21 protein-coding genes are annotated in these 20,907 nt (G+C 62.1%); 8 read left to right on the forward strand and 13 right to left on the reverse strand.

Going from position 1 to position 20,907, the window contains the following annotated elements; genetic code table 11:
- Positions 1-5: 5 nt before the first annotated feature.
- Positions 6-815 carry a LuxR C-terminal-related transcriptional regulator gene (locus G5380_RS11185; RefSeq protein WP_421352744.1) on the reverse strand — a complete coding sequence of 270 codons (810 nt, stop codon included), beginning with the start codon at positions 813-815 and terminating at the stop codon, positions 6-8.
- A 145-nt stretch (positions 816-960) separates the two neighbouring features.
- Here G5380_RS11185 and tyrS point away from each other — a divergent pair, with 145 nt between their 5' ends.
- From tyrS to G5380_RS11200, 3 genes are all read left to right on the forward strand, one after another.
- The gene (gene tyrS / locus G5380_RS11190; RefSeq protein ID WP_421352745.1) at positions 961-2,226 is read left to right on the forward strand and encodes a tyrosine--tRNA ligase; all 1,266 of its coding nucleotides are present in this window, start codon (positions 961-963) and stop codon (positions 2,224-2,226) included.
- Between the two features lie 168 nt (positions 2,227-2,394).
- Entirely contained in the window at positions 2,395-3,306 is a 912-nt protein-coding gene (locus G5380_RS11195; protein ID WP_421352746.1) for a lipase family alpha/beta hydrolase, read from the forward strand.
- The gene (locus tag G5380_RS11200) at positions 3,303-4,052 is read left to right on the forward strand and encodes a lipase secretion chaperone (protein WP_421352747.1); all 750 of its coding nucleotides are present in this window, start codon (positions 3,303-3,305) and stop codon (positions 4,050-4,052) included. The genes G5380_RS11195 and G5380_RS11200 overlap by 4 nt, the downstream gene beginning before the upstream one ends.
- Positions 4,053-4,088: 36 nt before the next feature.
- On the opposite strand, the gene G5380_RS11205 is transcribed toward G5380_RS11200, so the two are convergent.
- From G5380_RS11205 to sgrR, 3 genes are read right to left on the reverse strand one after another with little or no spacing between them, the layout of a single operon-like run.
- Positions 4,089-4,790, reverse strand: a complete 702-nt coding sequence (locus G5380_RS11205; protein WP_421205763.1) for a hypothetical protein — start codon at positions 4,788-4,790, stop codon at positions 4,089-4,091.
- 44 nt (positions 4,791-4,834) lie between these two features.
- Positions 4,835-5,230, reverse strand: coding sequence for an acyl-CoA thioesterase (locus G5380_RS11210; protein ID WP_216952694.1), 396 nt, complete (start codon positions 5,228-5,230; stop codon positions 4,835-4,837).
- Positions 5,231-5,278: 48 nt separating this feature from the next.
- On the reverse strand, positions 5,279-6,997 hold the full coding sequence (sgrR, locus tag G5380_RS11215; protein ID WP_421352748.1) for an HTH-type transcriptional regulator SgrR: 1,719 nt from the start codon (positions 6,995-6,997) through the stop codon (positions 5,279-5,281).
- Positions 6,998-7,097: 100 nt separating this feature from the next.
- Between sgrR and G5380_RS11220 the strand changes: the two genes are divergently transcribed.
- From G5380_RS11220 to G5380_RS11230, 3 genes are all read left to right on the forward strand, one after another.
- Positions 7,098-7,274 carry a hypothetical protein gene (locus G5380_RS11220; RefSeq protein WP_005355239.1) on the forward strand — a complete coding sequence of 59 codons (177 nt, stop codon included), beginning with the start codon at positions 7,098-7,100 and terminating at the stop codon, positions 7,272-7,274.
- A gap of 150 nt (positions 7,275-7,424) precedes the next feature.
- The gene (locus G5380_RS11225) at positions 7,425-8,693 is read left to right on the forward strand and encodes an O-acetylhomoserine aminocarboxypropyltransferase/cysteine synthase family protein (protein WP_005336464.1); all 1,269 of its coding nucleotides are present in this window, start codon (positions 7,425-7,427) and stop codon (positions 8,691-8,693) included.
- Between the two features lie 106 nt (positions 8,694-8,799).
- Positions 8,800-9,426, forward strand: a complete 627-nt coding sequence (locus tag G5380_RS11230) for a glutathione S-transferase family protein (protein WP_236353289.1) — start codon at positions 8,800-8,802, stop codon at positions 9,424-9,426.
- Between the two features lie 64 nt (positions 9,427-9,490).
- Here G5380_RS11230 and G5380_RS11235 read toward each other — a convergent pair whose 3' ends face one another.
- Both G5380_RS11235 and G5380_RS11240 read right to left on the reverse strand, forming a co-directional pair.
- The gene (locus G5380_RS11235; protein WP_216952690.1) at positions 9,491-10,390 is read right to left on the reverse strand and encodes a DMT family transporter; all 900 of its coding nucleotides are present in this window, start codon (positions 10,388-10,390) and stop codon (positions 9,491-9,493) included.
- A gap of 72 nt (positions 10,391-10,462) precedes the next feature.
- Positions 10,463-10,903: a DUF2214 family protein gene (locus tag G5380_RS11240; protein WP_421172982.1), complete on the reverse strand. Its 441-nt coding sequence runs from the start codon at positions 10,901-10,903 to the stop codon at positions 10,463-10,465.
- An 83-nt stretch (positions 10,904-10,986) separates the two neighbouring features.
- Between G5380_RS11240 and G5380_RS11245 the strand changes: the two genes are divergently transcribed.
- A complete protein-coding gene (locus G5380_RS11245; protein WP_421172983.1) occupies positions 10,987-12,627 on the forward strand; it encodes a sensor domain-containing diguanylate cyclase in 1,641 nt (546 codons plus the stop codon).
- Between the two features lie 97 nt (positions 12,628-12,724).
- Here the strand turns inward: G5380_RS11245 and G5380_RS11250 are convergent, their stop codons facing one another.
- Genes G5380_RS11250 through G5380_RS11275 form a run of 6 tightly spaced genes read right to left on the reverse strand, consistent with a single transcriptional unit; the run spans position 12,725 to position 18,004 of the window.
- Complete coding sequence (locus G5380_RS11250) at positions 12,725-13,378, reverse strand: HAD family hydrolase (protein WP_421172984.1); 654 nt, start codon at positions 13,376-13,378, stop codon at positions 12,725-12,727.
- A gap of 39 nt (positions 13,379-13,417) precedes the next feature.
- Complete coding sequence (locus G5380_RS11255; RefSeq protein ID WP_158110437.1) at positions 13,418-14,425, reverse strand: ABC transporter ATP-binding protein; 1,008 nt, start codon at positions 14,423-14,425, stop codon at positions 13,418-13,420.
- 6 nt (positions 14,426-14,431) lie between these two features.
- Entirely contained in the window at positions 14,432-15,208 is a 777-nt protein-coding gene (locus G5380_RS11260) for an ABC transporter permease (RefSeq protein WP_204380513.1), read from the reverse strand.
- Positions 15,201-16,100 carry an ABC transporter permease gene (locus G5380_RS11265; RefSeq protein WP_421208925.1) on the reverse strand — a complete coding sequence of 300 codons (900 nt, stop codon included), beginning with the start codon at positions 16,098-16,100 and terminating at the stop codon, positions 15,201-15,203. Before G5380_RS11265 ends, G5380_RS11260 begins: the two co-directional genes overlap by 8 nt.
- Positions 16,100-16,933: an alkaline phosphatase family protein gene (locus G5380_RS11270; RefSeq protein WP_421208926.1), complete on the reverse strand. Its 834-nt coding sequence runs from the start codon at positions 16,931-16,933 to the stop codon at positions 16,100-16,102. Before G5380_RS11270 ends, G5380_RS11265 begins: the two co-directional genes overlap by 1 nt.
- 9 nt (positions 16,934-16,942) lie before the next feature.
- The gene (locus G5380_RS11275) at positions 16,943-18,004 is read right to left on the reverse strand and encodes an ABC transporter substrate-binding protein (protein ID WP_031227932.1); all 1,062 of its coding nucleotides are present in this window, start codon (positions 18,002-18,004) and stop codon (positions 16,943-16,945) included.
- Between the two features lie 264 nt (positions 18,005-18,268).
- On the opposite strand from G5380_RS11275, the gene G5380_RS11280 reads away from it, so the two are divergent.
- Positions 18,269-19,033, forward strand: a complete 765-nt coding sequence (locus tag G5380_RS11280) for a UTRA domain-containing protein (protein ID WP_088868366.1) — start codon at positions 18,269-18,271, stop codon at positions 19,031-19,033.
- Positions 19,034-19,183: 150 nt separating this feature from the next.
- Here the strand turns inward: G5380_RS11280 and G5380_RS11285 are convergent, their stop codons facing one another.
- Positions 19,184-19,948 (reverse strand): helix-turn-helix domain-containing protein, encoded by a 765-nt coding sequence (locus tag G5380_RS11285; RefSeq protein ID WP_005336490.1) that lies wholly within the window; start codon positions 19,946-19,948, stop codon positions 19,184-19,186.
- Positions 19,949-20,907 lie beyond the last annotated feature (959 nt).

Below are 20,907 nucleotides of genomic sequence, written 5' to 3' on the forward strand. Positions count from 1 at the left end.
CCGGTTCATCCTCTTCCCTCTGTGGTGATCAGATGGTTGAGGAAGAGATGAAACAGCTCTGCCCGCGAGCCGAGCCGCAGCTTGCCATAGAGATGCTTGCGGTGATTCTTCACCGTACCGCTGCCAATCCCGAGCTCCGCGGCAATCGCCTCCGTATCCAGCCCCTGCAGCAACAACTCCGCCACCTGCCGCTCGCGCCGGGTAAGCCTATCGCCCCCGACACTCGCCATCGCCTGCTCCACCGCACTCCGGATGCTGGCGCTGTCTGGCAGCACCGTGCTCTGTGCCAGCAGCGGCTGGCTCTGCCGCCACTGCTGACGACAGAGCGAATGCACCAGCGGGAACAGCTGCTCCAGCCTCGCCAGCTCGTCACGGCTGAGGGTACTGCGCTTGTCGAGTCGCCCGAGAAACAGCATCAGTGTCAGTCCATCCCGCACCGGCAGGATCAGCCCCACCTCCTCCTGCCAGCCGGTGGCCTGATAGAAGTGGTGGCGATATTCGGGATCGAGCCGCCCTTGGGAGACCTGCGCCAGGGTCCAGACGCCGGCAGGCAAGCCCTGCTCCAGCGCCTGCATAAAGGGATCCTGACTGAAGTGGCTGGTGAGGTAGCGATCAAAGAGCAGAGCCCGCTGATGGTTGAGGTTGTCGTAGAGGTAGACGGGCCGCTGCCCCACCCCGAGCAGCAGGGCGCAATCAAACGCCACCTGCTGCTGGATCAGCCGCACCAGCGCCGCCGGAAAGGCGCTGCTGTGCAGGGCATCGACCACCTCGGTCATGCTGCGGGTCAAGGCATCTGTGGTGAATGGCTGGGTCATGTTGGCACGTTTCCGGTGACGGGGAGCGATTCTCCGCTATGGCTGAATGCTAGCACGAGAGTGGCAAAAATGTCCCTCAGGGGACATATCCGCCACCAGCCAGAACGGCGAGGATGACGGCTTTTCCCCTGTTGTTGGAGCACACATGATCAACCCCCACCTGCTCGATGAGCTGACCGAGCGCGGCCTTGTGGCCCAGAATTCCGACCCGGCGGCCCTGGCCGATCATCTTGCCACCTCGCGCACCGTCTATTGCGGGTTCGATCCCACCGCCGGCAGCCTGCATATCGGTCATCTGGTGCCGCTCTTGATGCTGCGCCGCTTCCAGCTGGCGGGCCACACCCCGGTGGCACTGGTGGGCGGGGCAACCGGCCTTATCGGCGATCCCAGCTTCAAGGCGACCGAGCGCAGCCTCAACAGTGCCGATACTGTGCAGGGTTGGGTCGCCAGCCTGTCGGCCCAAATCAGGGCGCTGCTGCCCGCCGATGATGGCCTGTCGGCCCCGCAACTGGTCAACAATGGCGACTGGATGGGGCAGATGTCCGCCCTCGATTTTCTGCGGGATATCGGCAAGCACTTCTCGGTCAACGGCATGCTGGCGCGGGAGTCGGTGCGCCAGCGACTGGCCCGCCCGGATCAGGGCATCTCGTTCACCGAGTTCTCTTACGCCCTGCTGCAATCCTACGACTTTGCGGTGCTGCACCAGCGGCTCGGTTGCACCCTGCAGATTGGTGGCAACGACCAGTGGGGCAATATCACCAGCGGCATGGATCTCACCCGTCGCCTCCATCAGGCGCAGGTGCACGGCATGACCCTGCCCCTTATCACCAAGGCGGACGGCACCAAGTTTGGCAAGACCGAAGGGGGCGCGGTCTGGCTCGATCCGGCGCTCACCTCCCCTTACGCCTTCTACCAGTTCTGGCTCGGCACCGCAGATGAGGATGTCTACCGCTTCCTGCGCTACTACAGCTTTATGCCGCTGAGCGAGATTGATGCACTGGAGGCGGAAGACGCGAAGCGGCAGGGGCGCAAGCAGGCCCAGCAGGTGTTGGCGAACGAGCTGACCGAGCTGGTACACGGCAAGGCGGCGCTGGCGGCGGTGCAGCGCATCAGCGAGCTGCTGTTTAGCGGCGATGTAGCCCGCCTCGGCGAGAGCGATCTGGCCCAGCTGGCGCAGGATGGCATGCCGAGCAGCACCGTCAGCGGCGAGACGGATCTGGTCAGCCTGCTGGTCAGCTGCGGTCTGGCGAACTCCAAACGCATCGCCCGCGAGCTGCTGGCGGCGGGGGCCATCAGCCTCAATGGTGTGATCAAGCAGGATGAACAGCTGAGTGCCGATGATCGGCTGTTTGGCCGCTACCTGCTGCTGCGCCGGGGCAAGAAGCAGTATCACCTGGTGGAGTGGCAATAAGCCGCAGGGCGGGGAGTTCAGCCTCCCCGCCCGCACCCTGAATCCCTTTTGAATCCCGAGTTGCGATCCCCCTCACAGCCTCTCCCGTCAGCAGCCACCATACTGGCACCGGCGAACATGGAGTACGCCACACAATCTGTTCCTCACGAATCAACAAGGATGCTGATGATGAAGAGATGGCTTCTGATGCTGCTCTGCACCCTGCCCATGCTGGCACACGCCAGCGGATACACCCAGACCCGCTACCCCATAGTGCTGGTGCACGGCCTGTTCGGTTTCGACAAGCTACTCGGGGTCGATTACTTCTACGGCATTCCCCAGGCCCTGAGCCGGGATGGTGCCAAAGTCTACGTGGCTCAGGTATCGGCCACCGCCAGTTCGGAGCAACGGGGCGAACAGCTGCTCGCCCAGGTCGAGCTGCTGCTGGCGGCCACCGGCGCCGAGAAGGTCAACCTGATCGGCCACTCCCACGGCGGTCCCACCATCCGCTATGTCGCCTCGGTCGCCCCCGAGCTGGTCGCCTCCGCCACCAGCGTCGGCGGGGTCAACTACGGCTCAGAGATCGCCGATCTGGTGCGGGCCAATGCCGCCCCCGGCAGCGCCGCCGAGAAACTGGCGGCCGCCGCTGCCCACGCCCTCTCCGGCATGATTTCACTGCTCTCGGGCGGGAGCCAACTGCCGCAAGATCCGGTCGCCGCCCTCGATGCCCTGACCAGCAAGGGGGCCAGCCAGTTCAACCAGCGCTACCCGGAGGGGCTGCCCAGCCGCTATTGCGGCGAGGGGCCGATGCAGGCCAGCAACGGCGTCTACTACTTCTCCTGGAGCGGGCGCGGCAACCTGACCAATCTGCTGGATCCGGTGGATCCGGCGCTGGCGCTGACCGGCGCCTTCTTCAAAGAGCCCAATGACGGACTGGTCGGAGTCTGCAGCAGTCACCTCGGCAAGGTGATCGGCACCGACTACCGGATGAACCATCTGGACGAAGTGAACCAGTCATTCGGCATCCACCATCTGTTCGAGACCGATCCGGTCACTCTCTATCGCCAGCATGCCAACCGTCTCAAGGAGCTGGGACTATGAAGATCGCCACCCTGCTCGTCGTGCCCTGCGCCATCACCCTGCTGCTTGGCGGGGTGTTGCTCTGGCCCACAGCACCGACGGCAGACTCATCACAGGCTCAAACCAATCAGCATGCACAGAGCCACCCGCACGATCCCGAGCAGGAGACCGCCGATGCCCTGCAGGCGCGCTATCGCACCTTTGTCTCCGCCCAGAGCAGCCTGACGGTGCCCACCGAGATCTCCCTCGCCAGCTTGCAGATCCTGTTTGACGAGCGAGAGCAGCTGCGCCAGCAGAGCTTTACCCCGGCGGAGCAGGCCCAACTGTTTGCCGAGGATCGGCTGATGGAGCAGCTGACCCTGCGCCGCAGGGCGCTGGCGGAGGCAAGAGACAGCGACAAGTCGCAGCTGGCCAGCGAGCTGGATCTCTGGCTGGCGGAGCAACCGGACTGGTTTCGCGAGGCGGAGGCCAACAGCCGCCTGCTTGGGGAGTTGCAAGGGCTGGCACAGATGGACCCGGCCAAACGGGAGGCTCTGCTGCTGGAGACGGGGGGGCCGGAAGCGGTGGATCGGATGCGCCAGCTGGAGCAGAACCGGCAAGGGTTCGAGGAGCAGCTCAGCGGCTTTCTGGCCGAGCTCAGACAACTGCCGAACGAGGCCCGGGCCGAACAGCAGCAGGAGCTGCTGGCCCGCTGGTTCGAGCCCGGACAGTGGCGCCGGGTCGAGGCGCTCACCCGGCTCAAACTGGGTGAGCCACAAGCCGAATGAGAAGGGGGCCCGTGATGGGCCCCCTTGCTATTGCGCTTATTGCGGCTTGTTGGCCCCCGGCAGCGGCTGCCAGGTGAGGCGGGTCACTTGGGTGCCCTGCACCTCGCACTTGAGGCTCAGCTCCTGCCACCCCTTATCCTGACGCAGGGAGACCTCCCCTTCGATCCCCTGCTCGCCAATCTTCAGCTTATCCTGCTCGAAGATCACCTTGTCGCCGTGGGCGAGATCCATCAGTTTGCCGTTGCATAGCCAGTGAGCGAGATCCGCCCCCTTCAGCTTGACGCCACCCTTGGCCGCCTTCTGTTCGGCCGCGCTCACCACAAACAGCTTGCTCAGCTCGGCGGCCCGCTTGGTGAGCCACTCCTGACGCTGCTGAATGCTCATCTTGCTGACGAACTCGGCGGGCTGCCCCTTCTCGTCCAGCCATTGGGTCAGCTTGCCGCTGTCGTCAAAGGCAAACTGGGCGGCGGGCTCTTTGACCCCGAACAGCTTGCCGCCCTTGAAGTAGTAACGGCTCTCCCCTTCCAGCTTGCCCAGCTCGTTCATGATGGGCACGGCGATGATGACCGGGGCGCCATCGATCCAGGCCTTGATATCGACGCCGTCATGGCTGAATTGACGGGTATCGAGGGCGCTCTCGGCCCCCTTCTCCATCAGGGTAAACTGCTCGGCGAGAGAAGCGGCCAGAGAAGGGAGGGAGCAGAATCCCAGGGTCAGCGCGATCGCTGTGTTGCGCATTGAGTTGTACATAACACTCCTGTGATGGGCCATCCGGCCCGTGGTTAACTCTCTGTCAGCCAGGCCCGCAGCCCTTCCCGGTGAACATCGCTCAGGGGCAGGGATTGGCGGGTCCGGTAGTCAAAATGGATCAGGGTCGTTTCGGCGGTGACGGCCAGTTCGCCGCCCTGCCAGGCCTCCTGCCAGACCGTAAATGAGCTGGTGCCGATGCGGCGCACGCCGGTCTTGATGGTGACCGGCTGGCCGTAGAACAGCTCCCGTTTGAACTGCACCGTATAGCCCGCGATGATCAGATGCCAGTTATGCACATCCAGATCGGGGGAAAAGATCCGGAACAGGGGATCCCGCGCCGATTCGAACCAGACCGCCGGCACCGTATTGTTGATATGGCCGAGGGCATCCGTCTCCTGAAAGCGGGGTTGGATCTGCATTTCCAGCATGGGTTGACTCCTTGTCATTGAACCGCGCTCAGGCTAACGCGCCCCGCATCAGGACTCAAGCCTCCCCGTCTTATCCCAAGTGCTGACAGCCAGTTCCGGCCGCAACCAGGCGCTGCGAAAATCGAACCAGCCGAGCGCCGTCATCCGCACCCCGTGCACGCCGACCCGGCTCTCCAGCTCCAGCCAGTGGTGAAACAGCGGCACAAACCAGCTCTGCTGCTGCACAGTTGCCAGCAGGGCGCGGGGGCCGGGCTCCTCACCACTGGCCCGCCACTGCATCAACCCTTGCCACAACTCATGCTGACTGCTCCACACCTTGCGCAGCAACGGGGTGCCCTGCAACCAGGCGTAGGGGGCAAAGGGGCCGGCATGTTCGAGGTTGAGGGTGCCGAGCCAGAGATCCACGTCTTCATCCTCGCCACTCACCCAGCGACCGTAATCGAGGGTGCGCACCTCCAGCCGGATCCCCTGTTCGGCCAGCAGGCTGCTCATGGCGTTGGCGCACTCGTTGAACTCCAGATGCTGGTTGAAGCAGGCAAGCACCAAGGTCGTCGGCAACTGCGCCGGTGTGGGCAAGGGGGCGGGCAGTGCTTCGCGCCAGTGGGGCAGCAGGCCGAGGGCGCTGGTCCAGCCCCGTTGCAACTCGGGGGCGACCCGCCCCATCAGGGCAACCGGATTGAGCAGCTGGCCGAGCCACTGGCGCAGGGCGGGATCCTGCAAGGATCCGGAACGATCGTCCTGCAGCAGGAAGTAGCAGCCCGACTCCAGCTCCGACTCGCCGCGCATGGTGCCGAGCTCAGGGCTGTCGCGCCCCAGCTGCAGGTGAGTCTCCAGCCGCTCAGCAAGCTCCGGCAGCATCCAGATATCGATCTCGTCGAGCAGGGCCCGCAGGCCGAAGTAGTCGTCAAACGCCGCAAGGCAAAGATGCAGGGGATCGTTGGCGGCCACCCGGTAAGGGCCAGTGCCCACAGGTTGCAGGGCAAAGCCCGCCTCCCCCTTGAGCTCCCGCGGCAAAATGGTCGCCACCGGCTCCGCCAGCAGGTGGGGCAGCCAGGGATCCGGGCTGTCGAGATAGAGATCCAGGGTGCGCGGCCAGGGGCTCTCCAGCCGGTCCAGATGGGCGAACAGCGGGCGATCCCGCAGGGCCAGCAGGCTCTCCATCACATCCTCCACCACCAGCTCGCGGCCGTGGTGAAAGCGCACCGCCGGACGCAGGTAGAAGCGCCAGTGGCAGGGGCCCAGACACTCCCAGTGGTGGGCGAGATCCCCTTCGATTTCCCCATTTTCCTCATTTCGCCGGGTGAGGCCGTTGAAGATCTGGCGGCTCAGGTGAATTTCGGAGCGGCGCATCGGGCCGGTGGGCAGCAACTGCGGCAGCGGCCGGTAGTAGGGCACCCGCAGGATCTGGCGCCCCTCGCGGGTGGCCTGACCGAGCTGTTCGATCAACAGCGGAGTGAGCAGATCGAGGCGATCTTCGGCCAGCCGTACCGCCTGCGCCAGCTGGCCCTGACTGAGCAGATCCCGCAAGCGGCGCCGGGTCAGGCTCTCCTGACTGTCGAGCAAGGTGAGCCGGGAGCGCCGCCCCCGCCCCGCTTCCGCCGACCAGCTGAGCCAGCCCTGATCCTGCATCCGCCGTAGCAGCAGGCGGGCGTTGCGCGGGGTGCAGCAGAGCAGATCCGCCACCTCGGCGAGACTGATCTCCCGCTCGTCGCTGCCAAGCAGCTGGGCGAGTCGTTGAAATTGCTGGTAGAGGCGACCGGTCGGCATAAAAGAGGAAATCCTGTTGCTATAAGTCATCAGTTTTTACTTCCGCATTTTAGCTCAATACTGCTGATGAACGTGAGAACCACAGCAGAGGAGCACCATCATGAGCCACGCCAACCCCATCAAACCGAACCGGATCCAGCAGACCTTGCGCCGTTACTTCAAGCGGATCCTGCCGCGCCCTTTGCCACTTATCGAAGATCCCATGCAGCAGCTCAACCGCCTGATGCAGTGGGATATGAACCAGATCGATGACAAGGAGTATCGCCGCCGCCTCTGAGTGCGGGCCATACCAACCACTCGGGACGCGCATCCCCTGCGGGCGACATTGCTTTGCCGGATCTTGCTGTTTACATCGGCCACGGGCCTGATAGATTGGACGTCTATCCATCTATAACTGCGACAAGCAACATCCAACAAGGAGTGTGTGATGAAAGATGCGACCCTGGCCCTGCACCACGGCTTTTCCAGCGACCCCACCACCAAGGCGGTCGCCGTGCCCATCTACCAGACGGTGGCCTACGAGTTCGAGAGCGCCCAGCACGGGGCGGATCTGTTCAATCTGGCGGTGCCGGGCAACATCTACACCCGCATCATGAACCCCACCAACGATGTGCTGGAGCAGCGGATGGCCGCGCTGGAAGGAGGGATCGCCGCGCTGGTGGTCTCGGCAGGTTCCGCCGCCATCACCTACGCCATTCAGGCGCTGACCGCCGCCGGTGACAACATTGTCTCCACGCCCCAGCTCTATGGCGGCACCTACACCTTGTTCGCCCACATGCTGCCGAGTTTCGGGGTCGAGGTGCGCTTCGCCAAGGATGACAGCGCCGAAGCCATCGCCGCCCTCATCGACGACAAGACCAAGGCGGTCTACTGCGAGAGCATCGGCAACCCGGCGGGCAACATCGTCGATCTGGCCGCGCTGGCCAAGGCAGCCCATGCCCGTGGCGTGCCGCTCATCGTCGACAACACGGTCGCCACCCCGGTGCTCTGTAAACCCATCGAACATGGCGCTGACATAGTCGTCCACAGCCTCACCAAATATGTCGGCGGCCATGGCAACTCGCTGGGTGGCGTCATCGTCGACTCGGGCAAGTTCCCCTGGGCAGATCACGCCGAGCGCTTCCCACAGCTGACCAAACCGGAGCCCTCCTACCACGGGGTGGTCTACACCGAGGCCTTTGGCCCGGCCGCCTTTATCGGGCGGGTACGCACAGTGCCACTGCGCAATACCGGCGCAGCGCTGGCGCCAATGAACGCCTTCCTGCTGCTGCAGGGGCTGGAGACCCTGAGCCTGCGCATGGAACGCCACGTCGACAACGCCCTGCGGGTTGCCAATCACCTCAAGCATCACCCCAAGGTGGCCTGGGTCAGCTACGCCGGTCTGCCGGGTCATCCCCACTATCTGCTGGCAGAGAAGTACATGGCCGGTCGCCCCTCGGCCATCCTCTCGTTCGGTCTGAAGGATGGTTACGAGGCGGGCGTGCGCTTCTACGATGCGCTCAAGATCTTCAAGCGGTTGGTCAACATCGGCGATGCCAAGTCGCTGGCCTGCCACCCCGCCTCCACCACCCATCGCCAGTTGAGCGAGGAGGAGCAGGCCAAGGCAGGAGTCAAACCTGAGATGATCCGGCTCTCGGTAGGGATCGAGGCGATCGAGGACATTCTGGCAGATCTGGATCAGGCGCTGGAGGCCTGAGTCTGGTGTTGAGCGAGCGGGCATAAGCCCGCTCTTTTTTTACTGCCGGTGAACCGCCCTCCTCACCCGCTCGTATACCCCATCCTGCCACCGAATCGAGGTCATTATGATAGTCCTGCACCACCTGAACAAATCCCGCTCCCAACGCATCATCTGGCTGCTTGAAGAGCTGGGCCTGCCCTATGAGATCAAGGCGTATCAGCGCGACACCACCACCTTTCTGGCGCCGCCCGAGCTCAAGGCCATCCACCCCCTCGGCAAGTCGCCGGTCATCGAGTTCGACGGCCGGGTACTGGCGGAATCGGGCGCCATCACCGAGTACCTGATTGCCCGCTACGCCGCCGAGCGGCTGGCTCCGGCATCAGATAGCCCCGACTATCCCGAATATCTGCAGTGGCTCCACTTTGCCGAGAGCTCGGGCATTCTGCCGCTGCTGCTCGACATGTTCGTGCGCAAGGATGGCAGCCCGATGCGCTTCCTGCCGGACTACGCCAGGGCGGAGTGTGCCAAGGTGCTGGGCTACCTCAATGAGGTACTGGCGAATCGCCACTATCTGGTGGGGGATCGCCTCTCCGGCGCCGACATCATGAACTCCTTCCTGGTGGATCTGCTGGCGCAAAGCGGCCAGCTGGCCAACTTCCCGCATCTGCAAGCCTATTGGGAACGCCTCAATACCCATCCGGCCCGTCAGAAGGCGGTAGAGCTGGAGCACGAGCTGGATCAGCGCCCCTGACCCAACAGCCGCCATGCAAAACGCCCCGATAGTCGGGGCGTTTTTGTTATGCAGCGAGCGCGGTTTACTTGGTCGCAGGCACCTTGTCCCGGCGCGACTTCCACCACCAGCGCAGCCGGATCTGGGAGATGAGCATCCCCGCCAGCATCAGGGCGCAACCGGCAATGGCACGCTCGTCCAGCGTTTCATCCAGCAGCAATACGCCCCCCACGGCGGCAAAGACGGTCTCCAGACTGAGGATGATGGCGGCGTGGGCCGGATGGGCGCCCCGCTGCCCCAGCACCTGCAGGGTATAACCCACCCCGACCGACACCAGCCCGGCATAGAGCAGCGCCTGCCAGCCAGCTACTGCGCCAGCCACGGTCGGAGTTTCGATGACAAAGGCGGTGGCGAGACTGAGCAGGCCGCACACCACAAACTGCACACAAGCCAGCTTGATGGGGGCCACCCGGTTGGAGTAGTGATCCACCAGCAGCAGATGGATCGCCCAGAACAGGGCGCCAATCACCTGTAGCAGATCGCCAAAACCGATGGTGAACTCGTCGGTCACGCTCAACACATAGAGCCCGCTCAGGGCAATGAGGGCTCCAATCCAGGTATTGGTACCCGTCTTGTGCCGCAGCAGCAGCCCCAGTACCGGCACCAGAATGATGTAGAGCCCGGTGATGAAACCGGCCTTGGCGGCAGTGGTATAGAGCAGCCCCACCTGCTGCAGGGATGCGGCACAGAACAGCACCAGTCCGGCCAGCACACCACCGGTCAGCAATTGGCGATGGTCGCCAGTGGCGACCACTGGTTGACGGGATTTGAGCCACCAGAGCAGCGGCAGCAGGGAGAAGGCACCGAGCAGAAAGCGCAGGCCATTGAAGGTATAGGGCCCCATATGATCCATCCCGAGGCGCTGGGCGACAAAGCCCATACCCCAGATGGTGGCAGCCATCAGCAACATCAGATTGGAGCGCATGGCGATTCTTCCTTAAATCGGCGCGTGACGGGTTATCCAATCCAAGATACCTGCCTCCCTACCCTCTTGTCTTTAGAGCGATAGCTGTTTTGTCAGCACGGCCAGCAGGGCGACCATTACCAGATTGCCCCGCAGGATCCACACCACCCGGAAGTACTGCTGGATCGAGATCATCGGCGCCTTGCCCAGACGCAGGGCACGACGCCAGCGATAGAAGAGGCGACTGGGATAGTCGAGGGAGCCGACAATCAGCAGAAACAACCCCACTTTGAGACCGTGGGCAGGATGAGCAAAGAGCTGCGCCACCGAGCTGGCGTGTTCGAGGGCCAGCAGACAACCGGTGGCAAAGATGGAGAAGAGCGCCAGCGCCGCCACCGCATCTGCCAGCAGCAGACGGTGCACCCGCAACATATTCAGGCCGCGACGAAAGATCAGATACTCGACACAGAGCGCCAGGATCAACAGCATGATGCCGCCGTAGTGAGCCATCAGGAGCAACGTGGAGTTCAGCATTGAACGGATCTCATTTTCTGCCTTTAGACGGGCGGGACGGCATCATATATGCTGGTGACACCCGAGCTGAAAAGGATCTGTGCATGTCCCCCGCCAAGCCCAAGCACACTTGGTCTTTAATCACCCGCATGCGGCTGGGCCTCCTCCTGCTCTTTATTCCCGTAGTGTTGCTCGGCAGCATCTACTACCTGCATATGGAACGTACCCTGCGCCTCGAGCAGCAACAAAACCTGATTGCCCGCAACACCCAATATCTCCATACCCTGCTCGAACCCTATCTGGAGACCCTCAAACGCCAGTTTACGCTTATTTATCAGCAGGTAAATTATCAGGATTTCAGCGGCCCAGCGATCAGTAACGGCGAGCGCTACCTGCAACAGTGGCAGGCCTATCACGAGGTGATGGAGCTCGACTACGTCTATGTAGGAACCGAGCATCGCCAGATGCTGATCCACCCCACCTGGCAGGCGGACGAGAAGTTCGATCCCAGAACTCGCCCCTGGTATCTGCTGGCAGCCAGCCACCCGAACCGGATCGTCTGGACCGATCCCTATTACGACTACACTCTGGGTACCCTCACCATGGCGCTGGCTCGGGTAATTCAAGACCCTGACGGCAAGCGAGTGGGGGTGCTCTCCCTCGATACCCAGCTCACCCCCCTCGCCAACTGGCTCAACAACCGGCATGAACAGAGCCATCATCTGGGCAAGGGCTATCAGATCCTGATCAACCATGACGGGCTGGTGCTGGCTCACCCGGATCGCGAACAGGTATTCAAACCGCTCACCCACCCTGAATGGCTGACACACATGCAACAGCCGCAAGGTTTCTTCCTCGACGATGCCAGCGGCATGATGGTCTCCTACTACCGTGTCCCCGAGCAGCGCTGGTTCCTGCTCAGTGTCGAGCCCACCGCCAGCATGCAGCAGGTGATCGACAGCGTCTCCATCAACGTGCAGCTGATGATTGCCGTTGCCTGCTTTTTCTATCTGCTGCTAGCCCTGCTTTGGGCCCGCTACTTCCGCCGCATGCTGGGGGAGATTACCCTGTTGATCCGCACCAGCCGCTCTGGCGGGATTGCCTATCATGGCAGCCGCATGCTGGAGCTGGCCAAGGTCTATGAAGAGATGGATGCCGCCAGTCAGGACTTTGCCCAGATCCGCCAGCAAGCCAATCAGGACAAACTCACCGGTCTCTACAACCGCCGCTTCTTCGACGAGTGCCTGCAGAGACAGCTCAGCAGCGGTGCCCCCTTCCTAGTAGTGATGTTCGATCTCGATAACTTCAAACAGGTCAACGACACCTTTGGCCACCAAACAGGGGATATAGTGCTCAAACGGGTGAGCAAGCTGGGCATGAAAATGTTTGACCAGTGGGGCTGGCTCTGTCGTTACGGTGGCGAGGAGCTGGTGCTGATCTTGCGCCTGGAGATGCAAATGAGTGAGGCCACCTCGCTGCTGGAGAGCTTCAGACTTGCGGTCACTCAACTGGAGTGGCGAGAGCCGGAACTGACCATTACCCTCAGCGGCGGGGTGGCCTTGAGCCACTCAGGGCTCTCGACCAAGGAGCTGATAGAACTGGCCGACAGCGGGGTTTATCAGGCCAAGCGGGAGGGGAAAAATCGCATCTGCTTCCCCCAGCGTCGCACCTGCGACGTGACGGAAGAGGACCCTTCCCCTAACCTTGATTCTACCCGACGCCCCCCCCGGCCGGAGGGGGGGTGAGCACAACCGGGGGAAGGAGACAAGGGAGAGGCAACTGCCTCTCTCTGTTGTTTATGTCGCTATTCTTGCCGCACGTTAAGCCAGTGTGGCGCGCGACTCAGCGCTGCCACTCCCACACCGGCCAGCCCAGCTCCTCGGCTTGCTGGCGCAGCGCGGGGGCCGGATTGACCGCATGGGGATGGCTCACCGCCCGCAGCATCGGCAGATCGTTGTGGGAATCGCTGTAGCCAAAGCTACCCTGCCAGAGGTGGTCCCTGCCGGCAAAGAGCTGGTTGATGCGGGCCACCTTGCCCTCGCGAAAGCTGAGGGTGCCGCGGGTCTGACCGGTCAGCATCCCCTCCTCCTCATCGAGCAGGATGGCGACGCAGTGATCCATCCCCAGCATCTTCGCCATGGGCGCCACCAGATGCTCACCGGAGGCGGAGATCAGCACCAGATCGTCGCCCCGCTCCCGATGCCATTCGATGCGCGCCAACCCCTCGGGGTAGAGGCGCTCGCGCAGCACCTGTTCGGCGAAGTGGTGGCAGAGCGAGTCGAGCCACTGGCGCGTCTTGCCCGCCAGCGGTTGCAGGGTGAAAGCCATGTACTGGTGCATGTCCATCTTGCCCTGATGGTAGAGGGACATCATGGCCTGCTCCTCGGCGATCATGCTGGCAGGGGCCAGCTCCTCGGCCACCATGTACTCCAGCCAGAGGCTGGCAGAATCCCCCGCTATCAGGGTCTCGTCCAGATCAAACAGTGCCAGTGCCATGGGCGCTCCTCGCAGTGAAAATGGAAATGAAATGCGGCCTCATGCTACCTCACAGAGTTGATCCCGGGCCACCACCAGGGTCACGGCACTGCCGGTGGCCAGCAGATCGCCAGCCGAGCGGTTGAGGCAATCCACCGTCAACAGCCCCGCCTCGCACTCCACCTGATAGCGGATCACGTTGCCGAGCAGCTGTTGCTGGCGAACGATGCCGGGCAGGCTGGGTTCGCTGCTGGTCGCCCCGGCGGGCAGCAGGGTGATGGACTCCGGCCGCAGCGCCAGCTTGCCCTGAAAACGGGGGCCGAACAGCGACTTGCCCTGCTCGGCGCCGAGCAGGTTGTAGTTGCCGATAAAGCCCGCCACAAACTCGCTGGCGGGGCGGGTGTAGATCTCCTCCGGCGTGCCGCTCTGGACGATGGAGCCCTTGTTCATCAGGAAGATCCGATCCGACATGGTAAGCGCCTCCTCCTGATCGTGGGTCACGAAGATGGTGGTGAGTTCGAGCCGCTGCTGGATCTCGCGGATCTGCTGGCGCAGGCTGCGGCGGATGCGAGCATCCAGCGCCGAGAGCGGCTCGTCCAGCAGCAGGATCCGCGGCTGCACCACCAGTGCCCGGGCCAGCGCCACCCGCTGGCGCTGGCCGCCGGAGAGCTCGGCCGGATAGCGGCGCTCGAAGCCGGTCAGCTCCACCAGCGCCAGCGCCTCCTGCACGCTGGCGGCGAGATCCCGTCCCGGCTGGGGTTTCATCTTGAGGCCGAAGGCAACGTTGTCCCACACCGTCATGTTGGGGAACAGCGCATAACTCTGGAACACCATGCCGATGCCCCGCTTCTGGGGCGCCTGCCAGGTGATATCTTCACCGGCCACCCGCACCTGACCGCCATCCACCGGAGTGAGCCCCGCCAGCGCCCGCAGCAGGGTGGATTTGCCACAGCCGGAGGGGCCGAGCAGGGTCACCAGCTCCCCCTTGCGGATGCCGAATTCGATCCCCTCGAACACCGGCGTATCGCCGTAAGATTTGTGCAGTTGATTCACTTCTAGATGGAACATGTTGATTCACCGATGAAATCTGTTGGCTGCCCAGGTGAGCAGCAGAGTCAGCAGGAAGTAGCTCATCACCAGCGCACTGGTGAAGTGGCCAGAAGTGGCGCGCATGTTGTAGAGGTAGACCTGCAGGGTCTCGTAACGGGTGCCCACCAGCATGTTGGCAAACACGAACTCGCCGAGCAGGAAGGAGAGCGAGAGAAACAGCGCCGCCAGCAATCCCTTGCGCAGGCAGGGGATCACCACCAACAGAAAGGCGCGCCGACTACTGGCCCCCAGCAGATGGGCGGCATCCATCAAATCCCTGAGCGGCACCCCTTGCAGGCTGTTGGCCAGTGCCCGGTACATGAAGGGGAGCACCACGGTGAACCAGGTGCCGATCAGGATCCACGGCGTGCCGATAATGGGCAGAACACCATCGGCGTAGATCTGCAGCAGCCCCACCGACGAGACCACAGGTGGCACCGCGAAGGGGAGCAGGATCAGCAGGTTCATCCAGGGATCCAGCTTTGGGAAGTAGTAGGCCACCACCAGCACGGTCGGTACCAGCACCAGGGTCCCCAGCATCAGGGTGGCGACACAGACCAGGAGACTTCGGCCAAAAGCCGCCAGAAAGCGCGGATCGCCCCACAGCTTGAGATACCAGTCGAGGGTGAAGCCATCCGGCAGCAGGGTCGCCCCCCAGCGGGTAGAGATGGAGTAGAGAAACGTGGCCAGCAGCGGCAGCAGCAGGGTGGCGACCAGCCCACCCAGCACCCACTTTGGCCAGCGCGGCGTCAAATCATGCATGGGATTGCCCCTTGTTCACATAGCTCTTTTTCAGCAACCACTGGTTGGCGGCCGTCACTACCCCCAGCAGCACCATCAGGATCACCGCCAGCGCCGCCGCCATATTGGGCTCGAGAAAGATGTCGCCGGAGACCAGACTCGCCACCCGGATGGTCACCAGATTGAAGTTTCCAGTAGTGAGGGCGTAGGCAGAGGCATAGGCCCCCACCGCGTTGGCAAACAGGATGATCAGGGTGCCAAGCAGCGCAGGCGTCAGCACCGGCAGCGCCACGTGCCACACATATTGCCCCTTACTCGCGCCGAGCAGCGCGGCCGCTTGCGGCCACTCATCCTGCAGCGCATCGAAGGCCGGGTAGAGCAGCAGCAGGGCGAGCGGGATCTGGAAATAGGTGTAGATGAGAATAAGGCCCGACCCCGAGTAGAGGTTGAAGCCGTCGATCAATCCCCAGGATTTCAGCAGCAGGGTCACCGCACCATTGATGCCGAGAATGATGATAAAGGCGAATGCCAGCGGCACCCCGCTGAAGTTGCCGGTCATGGTGACAAAGGCCAGCAGCAGCCGTTTTACCCGCTCGCCACTGTGGCGCAGCGCCGCTGCCCCGAGGGTGCCGATGGCAAGCCCCGCCAGACTGGCGATACCGGCGATGCGCAGCGAGTTGCCGAACGATTGCAGGTAGAAGGGGGAGCTCAAAATCTCCCGGTAGTAGTCGATGCCCCAGCCATCCGGGGTCTGGAAACTGCCCACCAGCACCCACACCATGGGGGCGAGCTGGAACAGGATCATCAGGAGAACGAACGGCAGCAGCACCAGGGCGGGCAGCCAGTGACGGCGAGCCCGGCGCCGGGTGACGGCCGGTTGATCCGCCAGGATCTCGGTGGTGGCGGGCATCATCAGTGTACCTCCCGCAGGAAGGCGGCCTTGAGCAGTGGCGGGCAGCCCGGCTTGTCGTGGGAAACTCCCAGCAGATCGGCCATCAAGGCGCAGAGCTGGGTCTGGGCGATCACTACCCCATCCGGCCAGCGCTCGATAAATGCATCGCCAAACAGCCAGAGCGGCACGGTGCGCTCTTCGGTCAGGGTGCCGCCGTGGCTCAAGTCGTTGTTCATGCCGTGATCCGAGGTGATCACCACCTGATATCCCTGTGCCAGCCACTGGGGCAGCAGGTCGGCCAGCAGGCTGTCCATCCGGCGCGCCTGATTGCGGTACTGACGGGAGTCGAGGCCGAACTGGTGGCCAGCGTTGTCCACCCCCATGGGATGGATCAGGAGAAAATCGGGGTCGTACTGGCTGCGCAGCCACTCGCCATCCATCAACAGGTGGCTGTCGGGGTAGCCGTCATCCCAGTAGAAACAGCCGTGCTGGATGGGCAGTCGCTCGTCATGGGTGAAGCGATCGCGGGCTGCCAGCCAGGGGCTGCGGTTGTAGAGTTCGCTCACCCAGTAATAGGCCGCCGCTGCGGTGCGTTTACCCGCAGCGCGGGCCAGATGGAAGATGGAGTCATGCAGACTGAGGCGACTCACCCCGTTGTGGGTGATGCCGCTCACCACCGGCGGCACGCCGGTCAGGATGCACTCGTAGAGGGGTCGGGAGAGAGACGGCAGGGCAGCATTCAGGGTCGTATGCAGGCCCCGCCCCGCCTCCACCATGCCACCGAGGTAGCCCATGGTGTGGGCTACCTCGGCTGCCAGACCATCCACAAGTACCACTATCACCTTGTGTTGCACTGGATTCCCTTACTGCATGTTGATCATGACGGTTTCTTGCCACTGGCGCGGCAGGGCTTTGGAGCTCTGCTCCCAGGCGGCGTGATCCTGCACCGGCTTGGCATTGGCGTACTGCTCGGCCGGCAGCAGCTTGGCCTTCACATCATCCGGCAGGGTCACGTTGCTGCGGATCGGGCGGGCGTAGCCGCGGGCCAGATTGATTTGACCGGCATCGGAGAGGATGTATTCACGGGCCAGCTTGGCGGCGTTGGGGTTCTTGGCCCACTTGTTGATGATGGTGGTGTAACCGGCGATGACGGAGCCGTCGCTCGGGATCACCACCTCAAACTTCTTGGGGTCGATCTGGTCGCGGTAGTTGAGGGCGTTGAAGTCCCACAGCACACCCACTTCCACCTCACCCTTCTCGATGTTGGCGATGGTAGGATCGTTCAGGGAGAGACGACCCTGCTTGGCCAGCTGACCGAACAGCTCCAGTGCAGGTTTCAGATTCTTCTCGCTGCCGCCGGTGGCATAGGCCGCCGCCAGCACGCCGTTGTTGGCCTGGGAGGCAACGCCCACATCACCCAGGGTCACCTTGTAGTCGCCACCCAGCAGGGATTGCCAGCTGGTGGGGGCGGCCTTGACCAGATCCTTGTTGATCAGGAAGGCGATGGTGCCGGTATAGGCCAGCATCCAGTGACCGTCGGCGTCCTTGGCCCAGTTGGGAATATCGGCCCAGGTGGAGGGTTTGTAGGGTTGGGTAACACCCTGCTTGACCGCAACCGGACCGAAGGCGCCGCCCACGTCACCGATATCGGCGGTGGCATTGGCCTTCTCGGCGGCGAACTTGGCGATCTCCTGCGCCGAGCTCATGTCGGTATCCTGATGCTTGATGCCGTAGATGCTGCCCAGCTGCTGCCAGGTATCCTTCCAGTTGGCCCAGCTGTCGGGCATGCCGATGCTGTGGAGCTGGCCTTCGCCACGGGCGGCCTTTTCGAGATCCGCGATATTTTCGGCTGCATAGCTATTTGTGGCAAACAACGGTTGGCTGATGGCCACCATGGCCAGTGCACTTGCGATCACGCTTTTCATCATCCCATCCCTCTGGACTAGGTCAGTTAAGGTTCGAGAGGGATGCTAGAGGGGAATTGTGACGGTGGCGGGGCGCTTTAATGGCAGTTTGATGACAATCACCCTGTCATGGCGCTGTCATCCACAGCAGTTACAACTCTGAACCCGAGTGAGGCTGGACTATTCCAGTAAGGGATTGGCCAGCCACCCGCCTTCTGAATAAGCAACAGGGACAAGAGTGTGACCGAGCCGAGATTGAGCGAGCAGAGAGTGAACGAACAGAGCATGGCCGATGGCCGCGTCTCCTCCAAGTGCGAACAGATTTGCCAGACTCTGCGCCGCTATATCGGCAGCGGCCAGTTGGGGGCCGGGCAGCAGCTACCCGCCGAGCGGGCCCTGAGCGAGCGCTTTGCCACCACCCGCATCACCATCAAGGAGGCGCTCTCCAGCCTCGAAGCAGACGGCCTTATCTACCGGGCCGAGCGGCGCGGCTGGTTTGTGGCGCCACCCCGCCTCACCTACGATCCCGCCATCCACACCCACTTTCACCAGTGGATCGGCGAGCAGCAACGCACCGCCGAAACCCGGGTGCTGGCCCATGGCAGCGAGCTTGCCAGCAGCGAGCTGTGCCGCTGGATGGGGTTGGAACCCTTCACTCCACTTTATGAGATCCGCCGCCAGCGGCTGATCGACGGCCGCCCGGTGCTGCATGTCAGCCACCACCTGCTGGCGAGCCGCTTTCCCGATATCGCCAGCGCGCCGCTGGCCAGCTCCCTCACCGAGCTCTATCAGCAGCGCTATGGCATAGGCCAGGGTGGGGCGAGTCTCGAGATCACCCCCTCGGCGGCGCGCGGCGCCATCGCCCGCGCCCTCAATCTGGCAGAGGGGAGCGCGGTGCTGCGGCTGGTGCGGGTCAATTACGACGAGCGGGGCGGTCTGGTAGATTGCGATATCGAGCACTGGCGGCCGGATGCGATCCGTATCTGTCTGGATACGCGAGCGTTGCAGCCGCTCGCAGGCAAGCTGCAACAAACCCGGGTCGCCGATTAGGGAAAATATCCAGAGCACTGTCGAGCACAGTGGCGATCCGCATCGGCCTCGATAACCGGGTGCTGCAACCGGTCGCAAGCAGATCGCATACCGTTCAACTCAAGGAATAACCAGACTCCAACATGGCGGATCCCGCAGGATCCGCCGGGATCAGTTGTCGATATTGGGGATCATGTCGTCGAAGCTCTGGTAGCCGCAGTCGGCCAGTTGCAGCGACATGGTGTAGGTCTTGGCGTGCTCCTGCTGGCCGATGGCGGGGCGGTTGAGCTTGATCTCCTGATGCCAGTACTCCTTCATCCGGTCGATCAGCGCCATCGCCTCCCCCTCGTTGAGGTGCAACTGGCAGAGCGCCATATAGTTGTTCGACTTGTGCATGTTCTCCACCAGATACTCCCCCAGCACCGACATCGCCTGCCGTGCCTGCTGGCGGGCGAAACGGCTGTGCTGCTCGAAGCTGATCCGCTCGCTGATCAGGAAGTGGTAACTGTTGTCGATACCAAGCTGCAAAATGCCGAGCTTCTCCAGCTTGCGCAGATAGAGGTAGCAGGAGGCATCGGTCAGGCCGTACTCCCGCTTGAGATCGATCAGCGTCTTGTCGCGCCAGAAGATATTGGCGAGAAAAGCGTAGAGCCCCGGCTCATTGTGAAACGCCTCGTCCTGCTCCTGGGTAAAGACGGCGCGGCGGCTCTGGGCGTCCTGAGTGCGATCCAGCAACTCCTCGAACGAGAGACCCACCAGATGGCAGATCTCCAGCAGAGTATCAAACGGCAGCGAGGGCTTGTTCATCATCCGTTTCACGGTCGCGATGGAGACACCCATGGCTTCTGCCAGGGTCTGATAGCGGATCCCCTTGTCGGTCAGGGTCTTCTTCAGGGTGTCGAGAATATTGTTGGCCAGGGTCTGGCTGTAGGTCATGCCACTCTTCCTTGTTATCGCACTTTCATTGCATGGTTATGCCGAGTCAGCTTCTGACCTGTTTTTACCTTCAAGGCTCAGATATTGACACCGAAAAAACAGCCTAGAGAAAAAATCGCCTACAACGCCCATCAGGACAGACCAGTTGAACGATGAGGTCGCAAAATCTGACACCAGACAGTGCATATCTTTCAACCCGCAAACATTTTGCTAGTGCTGCATAGAACATCGCGCATAATCGAAACGTATCGAATTCAAGACCCTTCCTGGTTGAGAAATCGATTGTTTGCTTCCAAATTTTTATCTTTTAAACCGCAAGGTTTTTTCTCTTTCCTGGCATTGGGCGGCGCTGATAGCACCGCCCTTTTCTTTTCCCTGAATTCGCAGGTCAGGTCAAGGGCCCCGGCAAGGGGAAGTGTCACAGGCCACCCGCCGCCCACTGATGCGCCAGCCACTACGACCTCTCTGGCAAGGTATCCTAAACGATCCTTAATACCGTCTCATTGCCATTAAATATATTTAAATGGCTTACTTGGAAAGCTTCACTCAATATAAAAACAAATATAATCAAGTAATTTAAAACATCAAAAACTTATCTTTTAAATGGCTTGCATATATAAGCAAACAAAATTAATCGGGCCGCACGCCCCATATCTGCTTATCACACCCCATGCCCACCCCAACAACTGCTACCGGGTGAAGAGAAAAGCCACCCACAAGCGCCCATTCGCGTATCTGGTGGGTAGCATAGCCCACGCAAAAACAGCCTCAAAAGACCACCAAAAGTTACAATGGGAACAATCCCAAACCTCAAAAAGAGCAAAAAACAGGCAAAGAGAGAAATTTTTTTCTCACGGTTTCACCTTGTGATGCGTTCAAAAAATCATCGAAAAGAACCTGATGCCAATCAGTGACATCTGAGATGCCAATTTTTAGACGGCTCATCATGGCCACGCTCG

Source organism: Aeromonas sp. 604443, from assembly GCF_049170315.1.
GTDB classification, from domain to species: Bacteria; Pseudomonadota; Gammaproteobacteria; order Enterobacterales; family Aeromonadaceae; genus Aeromonas; species Aeromonas veronii_A.